Here is a 391-nt window from a genome sequence, read left to right as displayed (position 1 = left end):
GCTCGCGGCCGATAAACATATTTTCCGCTACAGAAAGATTCGGGCACAAATTGACTTCCTGGTACACCGTGCTGATTCCTGCTTGTTGCGCATCCAAAGGACTGTTGATCTTGATCGGATTCTGATCCATTTCTACATATCCTTGATCTATGGAATATACACCCGTAAGAACTTTAATCAAGGTGGATTTTCCCGCACCATTCTCACCCATCAGCGCGTGAACCTCTCCAGGGAACAACTGGAAGTTAACACCTGACAGCGCTTTGACACCCGGAAATTGTTTGTGAATATCCGTCATTTGCAAAATCGGCTGATGTTCACTCATCGAATGACTCCTCTCCAAATAGAGAAAAGCCACTCCACCTGCTACTTGTATGGAGTGGCTTTCTTC

Annotated in this window: 1 protein-coding gene; it reads right to left on the bottom strand. The window is 45.8% G+C overall.

All coding sequences use genetic code 11. The features are described 5' to 3' along the window. The coding region (locus AC1DUA_RS40895; protein WP_477505048.1) for an ATP-binding cassette domain-containing protein at window positions 1–325 on the bottom strand (325 nt) is incomplete at its 3' end. Window positions 326–391: the final 66 nt, after the last annotated feature.

The sequence above is a fragment of the Paenibacillus sp. 01T422 genome (assembly GCF_056398785.1).
Note: the sequence above shows the minus strand (reverse complement) of the source record. Positions and strands in the feature narration are given on the sequence as shown.